This window comes from Levilactobacillus koreensis JCM 16448 (assembly GCF_001435525.1).
Lineage (GTDB): Bacteria > Bacillota > Bacilli > Lactobacillales > Lactobacillaceae > Levilactobacillus > Levilactobacillus koreensis.
In genome coordinates, this window is sequence record NZ_AZDP01000006.1 from 21,482 (window position 1) to 28,671 (window position 7,190).

A 7,190-nucleotide genomic window follows, 5' to 3' on the forward strand; every position below is an offset into this window, starting at 1 on the left:
TGTTTTACCTAATCATCTATTGACAGCGCTTACACGAGCCTGCTAACATGAATTCGGAAAACGAAGGAGGGATATAATTTATGCAAGGAAAGCTTTATGCAACGGACTTATTTCCCATCGGCCAGATTGACCACCGGATTAATTCGTCTTTAGCAGAACATATGGGACGTAGCATTTATGGCGGTATTTACGACCCAGACAGTCCGCAAGCCGACGATTCCGGGCTACGTAAAGATGTCATGGCAGCCGTGAAAGAGCTTAATGTCCCGCTAGTCCGTTATCCAGGTGGTAACTTTGTTTCCAGCTATCACTGGGAGGACGGCATTGGGCCGCGTGACCAGCGCCAGCAAAAAGTTGACTTGGCTTGGCAGAGTGTGGAATCCAATCAGTTCGGTCTCGATGATTTCATGGACTGGACGACGAAGGTCGATGCGGAAGCCATGATCGCCGTCAACTTAGGGACGCGGGGAATCGAGGATGCCTGCAACTTGCTGGAGTATTGTAACCTTGATACGAATACATATTGGGCCAACAAACGCCGCGAGAACGGGCATCCGGAACCCTATCATGTGAAGTTCTGGTGTCTCGGCAACGAAATGGATGCACCGTGGCAGATTGGCCATAAGACCGCTCACGAGTACGGTCAGTTGGTCAACGAAACCGCCAAGGCCATGCGTAGTCTTGATCCTAGCATCAAAATCGTCGTCTGCGGGAGTTCCAACGAGCACACGCCGACGTTTGGGACCTGGGAATCGACCGTTTTGAATGAATGCTACGACAACGTCGATTATATTTCGATGCATCAGTACTACGAGTTGCCGTCGAAAGGGACCATGCACCACGTGGCCAAGTCGATTCGGATGGATCAGTTCATCAATTCCGTTGTGGCCCTCTGTGATGCGGCGAAGGCGACGAAGAAGTCAGATAAGACGCTCAACATTTCTTTCGATGAGTGGAACGTCTGGTATCATTCCAACGAACACGACGCGCACCTCGAGCCATGGCAACAGGCGCCACACCGGTTGGAGGATGTCTATAATTTTGAGGACGCTCTGCTAGTTGGGTCATCGCTGATCACGCTGTTGAAGCATGCCGATCGGGTTAAAATCGCCTGCTTCGCCCAGTTAGTCAACGTGATTGCGCCAATCCTGACGACCAAGGATGGCCTACTGAAACAGACCATCTTTACGCCGCTGCGAGACGTTTCCAAATACGCCCATGGCACCGCGCTACGAACCAGTGCGCAGTCGCCAACGTATCAGGTTCCCGAGTTCGGCGACGTGCCGTATCTGGATGCCGTCACCGTTAAGAATGACGACCATCATTACACGATTTTCGCGGTCAACCGGTACCAAACGGAGTCGCTGGACCTGGCCGTGAAACTCAACAATGATCAGCTCCAAGAAACCAGTCATCTCAGCTATAGCTGTACCGATCCTGAATTTAAAAACTCACCGGAGCAGTCCGTACTTGAGGAAACTATTCAGGATGACGGTCAGATTATTTTGAAACCGTTTTCTTGGAACGTCATCACGTTTACCGTCTAATTGGGATTAGGCGGGCCACACAATTTTAAAATGGAAAGTGTGATTTACAATGGATGCTACAAAAACAGTTGCCCATAAGAGTAAGATTTGGCCAGTTGTCAACTTTGCCTTTGGGAACTTTGGCCATTCTGCGTTATCAATGATGTTTGGGACTTACTTTATGATTTATGTCACGACGGCCATGTTCACCGGCGTGTCAAAGTCTCAGGCTACCAAATCAATTGCTATGATTACGGGACTCATTTTCGTCCTCAGAATTCTTGAAATTTTTATTGATCCAATCATTGGGAATATCGTTGATAACACGAACACGCGTTGGGGCCGCTTCAAGCCTTGGTTGATCGGTGCCGGGACGATTTCCGCCTTGCTGCTGATCGTTCTGATGTCCGGGATCTTCGGGTTGTCACGGTCAAACACCACTTGGTTCATGATTCTCTTTATTCCAATTTTTACGATTTTCGATATCTTCTACTCCTTCCGGGACGTCTCTTACTGGGGCATGATTCCTGCCTTGAGTGAAGACAGTCACGAACGGTCCATCTTCACGGCTGCGGGGAACTTTACCGGATTTGGTCAAAATATCGTCACGATGACCATCGTCCCCGTCGTTACCTACGTCACTTACCTCGCCACTGGGAAGCACAACGAAGGTCAACCCGGCTGGACGACTTTCGGTATCATCATTGCCGCTGTTGCTATTATTTGTTCATTTATCGTTGCCTTGGGGACTCACGAAAAACAAAACGTTTTGCGAAATGCCGCTAAGGAAAAGACGAGTCTGAAAGATATGTTCTGGGCCTTAGCACACAACGACCAGATGCTCTGGACCGCGCTGCCATACTTGGTTTACGGGTTCGGGAACGCTGCGACTGCTGGGCTGATGTTTTACATGTTCAAGTACGTCATGGACAAGCCGGGCTTGTTTTGGATCGCCGGCTTGATTCCAACCGTTTCTGGCTTCTTCACGTCACCCCTGTACCCAATCATTAACAAATGGGTCACGCGGAAGACGATTTATGCCGTCAGCATGTGTGCTATGATTTTGGCCTACATCATTTTGATTGTCTCAACCGATAATCTATTCATGGTCATGACCGCCTTGGTTCTGTACTACGTGCCACAAGGTTTCATCTTCATGGCCGTTATCCTGACGTTGACCGACACCATCGAATATGGTCAATTGAAGAACGGGACGCGGAGTGAAGCCGTCACGTTGGCTATTCGGCCAATGCTCGACAAGATGTCCAGTGCGATTTCTAACGGGGTCGTTGGTTGGGTTGCCGTTGCTGCCGGCATGACCGGTACCGCCACGGCCGCTTCCATCACCGCCGGAGGGATTACTCTGTTCAAGGCCTTTGCCTTCTGGGCTGGCTTGATCGTCCACATCCTCGCGTTGCTCATCTACGTCTTCAAGGTTAATATTTCTGAAAAGAAACATGCCGAAATCGTTGAGGAGTTGCAGAAGAAGTTAGGCGCCGAGAACGTCAACTAGCACTATGTTGATTGATGAATTGGTGTGAAATGGGTGGACTGGTTGCTAGAGACTCTGCTGGCTCGGATTGATGTTTTGCAGTAGCAACGTCGAATTGTGAGATTATTCTGGATTTTCAACGAGTTACCAGTTGATCTAGAGGTTGCCAGAGAGCTTCCACCTAAGCCGAGAGGTCGGCAGATATGGTCTCAGGCGCGTCGTTCTACTTAGGTGACGGTGGTCTTCCGTTGGCTTAGTAGAAGACCAAGCTTGTAGACTCGGTATTTTCGAGGCTTCAAGTTGCGTCCGCACCGTTCCAGCCCATATCTGTCGGCCGGTAAGGCGAAAGTACCACCATGTCAGTTAAAATAATTCAGTTAGTCTAATGTATAAGTGGCTAAACCGGTCGCCTTGATGATGAATTTAGGCCAAACTGGTTTAGTCACTTTTCATATTACAATTTAATCCGACTTCGCTGGTATCCCAGCAGTTCTGTTGTATAATTACCAGTGTAAGCGTTTTAAAAAGGAGGAAAACTTTTGAAAGCAGAAATTTCATGGCTGGATGATCCCCAGACTTTTCGGGTCAACCAGTTACCAGCTCACAGCGACCACCGCGGTTATGCGACGGTTGCCGAAGCCCTGGCCAAGCGGAGTAGTTTGGTTCAAAGCCTCGACGGTTCCTGGGAATTTTCTTTTGCGAAGGATCCCCAACATCGCCCAGTCGGCTTCTATGAGACCGACTACGACCGTTCCGACTTCGATCAATTGACCGTTCCTGGCCATATCGAACTCGCCGGTTACGGCCAGATTCAGTACATTAACACGACTTATCCATGGGAAGGCAAGTACTACCGCCGTCCCGCCTACAGTATGGGTGCCGACCGTCCTGAAAAGGGCATGTTTAGCACCGACCCCGAGAACACCGTGGGGGCTTACGTCAAACACTTCACGCTGGACACCGCGCTACAAAACAAGCGGGTCAGCATCGAATTTGACGGGGTCGAACAGGCGATGTATCTCTGGTTGAACGGTCAATTCGTGGGTTACGCCGAAGACAGCTTTAGTCGTTCCGAATTCGACCTGACGCCTTACCTTCAGGCGGGCGACAACGTCCTGGCCGTTGAGGTCTTTAAACACAGCACCGCTGCCTATCTTGAAGATCAGGACATGTTCCGTTTCTCCGGTATCTTCCGCAGCGTGCGGCTGGTTGCCAAGCCGGCCTTACACGTCGAAGACATGACGATTCGTGCCGGTGTCGACGATGACTTTGTGACCGGTGACTTGCGGGTTAATTTGAAATTATCCGCTGTCGATAAGCTGGTGGGGGCCGTCAACGTGAGCCTCTTGAACGACACCGGCGAGGCCATCTGGACGACCGAGAATGAGGCCGCCGCCACGTTAGACTTGTCCGCGACCATCAATCACGTTCACCTCTGGAACCACCACGACCCGTACCTTTACCAGCTCCAAGTCGAGCTGCGCGACGCCACGGGAGAGTTAGTCGAAGTTGTGCCTTACCAAGTCGGGTTCCGCCGCTTTGAAATGAAAAACAAAGTCATGGAACTCAACGGTCAACGCCTGATCTTAAATGGAGTCAACCGTCACGAATGGGATGCCCACCGCGGCCGTGCCGTCACGCAAGCCGACATGGACTACGACCAACAAATTTTTAAAGAAAACCACATCAACGCCGTGCGGACCTGCCACTATCCCGACCAGGACGAGTGGTATCACCTATGCGACCGCAATGGGATCTACATGATGGCCGAAAATAACCTCGAATCGCATGGGACTTGGCAAAAGATGGGCGCCGTTGAACCGTCCTACAATGTGCCAGGCAGTCTGCCACAATGGCAATTGGCTGTGCTCGACCGGGCCAAGAGTAACTATGAAATGTTCAAGAACCATCCTGCCGTTTTGATTTGGTCGCTGGGGAATGAATCCTATGCCGGCGACGATATCGCGGCCATGGACAAGTACTACCACGACGTTGACCCCACGCGGCTGACGCATTACGAGGGCGTTTGCCGTAACCGGGATTATGCGGATCGCATCTCCGATATGGAAAGTATGATGTACGACCATCCGGACGCCATCGAAGAGTATCTGAAGAATGATCCGGCTAAGCCATTCGTGAACTGTGAGTACATGCACGACATGGGGAACTCCCTTGGGGGCATGAACAGTTACACCGACTTAATTGATAAATATCCAATGTATCAGGGTGGCTTCATTTGGGATTACATCGACCAAGCACTCTGGGTCAAGGATGAGGTAACCGGCCAGCCCGTCCTCCGTTACGGCGGGGACTTCGATGACCGGCACGCCAACTACGAATTTTCCGGCGATGGCTTGCTCTTTGCCGACCGGACGCCGAAGCCAGCACTACAGGAGGTGGACTACTACTATGGCCAACACGACTAAATTAAACGTGATTTATGGCGACGAGACCTTGGGACTGAGCGGTCCCGGGTTCCACTACATCTTTGCTTACGATCGACGCGGTTTGGAATCACTGGTCCAATACGGCAAGGAATGGCTGTACCGGACGCCAAATCCTGCATTCTGGCGGGCCACGACCGATAATGATCGGGGCAATGGGTTCTCCACGAAATCCGCGTCGTGGCTGGGCGCCGACCTGTTCAGTGCCTGCACGCAAATCGACGTGGCCGTTGATGGTCAACCGATTCAGCTACCGATTGCGCCCGTCAACAACCAGTATTCCGACCACGAAACAGCCACGACGGTCGCAGTGAAATTTACCTACACGACCACCACGACACCCGCTACCACGGCATCGGTTGAATATATCGTTGACGGTACCGGTAAGATTAATGTTAACGTCCACTACAACGGTGCGACCGGCTTACCAGAACTGCCAGCGTTTGGTCTGCGGCTAGTGATGCCGACCGCTGCCACCGGATTTGACTACCAAGGTCTCTCGGGTGAAACGTATCCCGACCGACAAGCGGGTGGTCGTCCGGGCACGTACCACGTTGACGGGTTGCCTGTGACGCCGTACATGGTGCCACAGGAGTGCGGCATGCACATGAAGAACGACTGGGTCAAAGTGACGCGGGCCACGACGCTCAATAACGCCGATCCCGACCACCAACCATTCAGTCTGACGATTCGGCAGACCGGGCATCCATTTGCCTTTAGCTGCCTACCTTACACGCCGGAAGAACTGGAAAGTGCCACTCATATTGAGGAGCTCCCGCCAGTTCGTCGTACGGTCCTGACCATCTTTGGCGCCGTTCGCGGTGTCGGGGGCATCGACAGTTGGGGCGCTGACGTCGAACCGCAATACCACATTGCCGGTGACATCGACCACGACTTTAGTTTCGAGATTGCTGGGGTTACGGATTAGCTTAAATTGAATAGTAAGAGGAAGCGCCATGCGATTGGTGTTTCCTTTTTGTTTTTTAACCTATTTGGTATAATATAGGTATCATCAAGGCTGGAGGCTAGTAACATGGAGAACGCATCAGAAAAAACAGCATTTACGGTTCGTGTTAATACAGAGACTAAAAATAAGGCGGATCAGGTTGCAAGCAAACTAGGAATTAATTTGACTGCCGCAATTAATATGTTTGTCGAACAATTTGCGCGGGACGGGGAGATGCCCTTCCAGCCAACGACAAAGGAAAAGGTCTACACTGAAGATGACTTAGATCCTGCTATGGTTGCGATGCTTAAAAGAAGAATAGCGGATATGAAGGACAATTCGGGAGTAACAGAGAGTGAACTTGCTGCGATGTTTGCTAAACGGTTAGAAGACTAGATGAGGCAGGCTAAGCATTATCAAGTTATCATGCATCATGAAGCGGCAACAGAGATGACCGATTTAGTTGGGTATATTCGAAACTCGTTATTGAATAAGGCAGCAGCAACTGAGCAATCAAAGTACTTTATGCAGGCGATAGCATCGTTGCATAGCAATGCTCTCAGATGTCCACGATGGGCCGTTATGCGCGATGGTACTGTCATAAGGAGATTGTACGTAAAAAATTATGTGCTTATTTACTCAGTACAGAAGAATTACGTACATATCCTACATGCTTTTTATGCCAGACAGGATTATAAAAACAGAATTTAGTGCATATAGTCAAACCTAAAGGTTGAAAGATAAAATACCTGTCTCGCCCCAGTATTGGCAAGGATTCGCAC

General features: G+C 50.5%; 5 protein-coding genes. All 5 read left to right on the top strand.

The window, feature by feature from the left end; genetic code table 11:
- Positions 1–80: 80 nt before the first annotated feature.
- The 5 genes from arfA (at position 81) to FC99_RS00280 (ending at position 6,804) form a co-directional block, all read left to right on the top strand.
- Positions 81–1,547 carry an arabinosylfuranosidase ArfA gene (arfA, locus tag FC99_RS00260; protein ID WP_048733514.1) on the top strand — a complete coding sequence of 489 codons (1,467 nt, stop codon included), beginning with the start codon at positions 81–83 and terminating at the stop codon, positions 1,545–1,547.
- A 49-nt stretch (positions 1,548–1,596) separates the two neighbouring features.
- The gene (locus FC99_RS00265; protein WP_048733513.1) at positions 1,597–3,039 is read left to right on the top strand and encodes a glycoside-pentoside-hexuronide (GPH):cation symporter; all 1,443 of its coding nucleotides are present in this window, start codon (positions 1,597–1,599) and stop codon (positions 3,037–3,039) included.
- A gap of 518 nt (positions 3,040–3,557) precedes the next feature.
- Entirely contained in the window at positions 3,558–5,444 is a 1,887-nt protein-coding gene (locus FC99_RS00270; protein WP_048733511.1) for a glycoside hydrolase family 2 TIM barrel-domain containing protein, read from the top strand.
- Positions 5,428–6,390 carry a beta-galactosidase small subunit gene (locus tag FC99_RS00275; protein WP_048733509.1) on the top strand — a complete coding sequence of 321 codons (963 nt, stop codon included), beginning with the start codon at positions 5,428–5,430 and terminating at the stop codon, positions 6,388–6,390. The genes FC99_RS00270 and FC99_RS00275 overlap by 17 nt, the downstream gene beginning before the upstream one ends.
- 105 nt (positions 6,391–6,495) lie before the next feature.
- Entirely contained in the window at positions 6,496–6,804 is a 309-nt protein-coding gene (locus FC99_RS00280) for a type II toxin-antitoxin system RelB/DinJ family antitoxin (RefSeq protein ID WP_048733507.1), read from the top strand.
- Positions 6,805–7,190 lie beyond the last annotated feature (386 nt).

What these genes read in the sequence shown, in the direction of transcription:
- arfA (WP_048733514.1), top strand. Translation starts at nt 81, where the DNA reads ATGCAAGGAAAGCTTTATGCAACGGACTTATTTCCCATCGGCCAGATT.
- FC99_RS00265 (WP_048733513.1), top strand. Translation starts at nt 1,597, where the DNA reads ATGGATGCTACAAAAACAGTTGCCCATAAGAGTAAGATTTGGCCAGTT.
- FC99_RS00275 (WP_048733509.1), top strand. Translation starts at nt 5,428, where the DNA reads ATGGCCAACACGACTAAATTAAACGTGATTTATGGCGACGAGACCTTG.
- FC99_RS00280 (WP_048733507.1), top strand. Translation starts at nt 6,496, where the DNA reads ATGGAGAACGCATCAGAAAAAACAGCATTTACGGTTCGTGTTAATACA.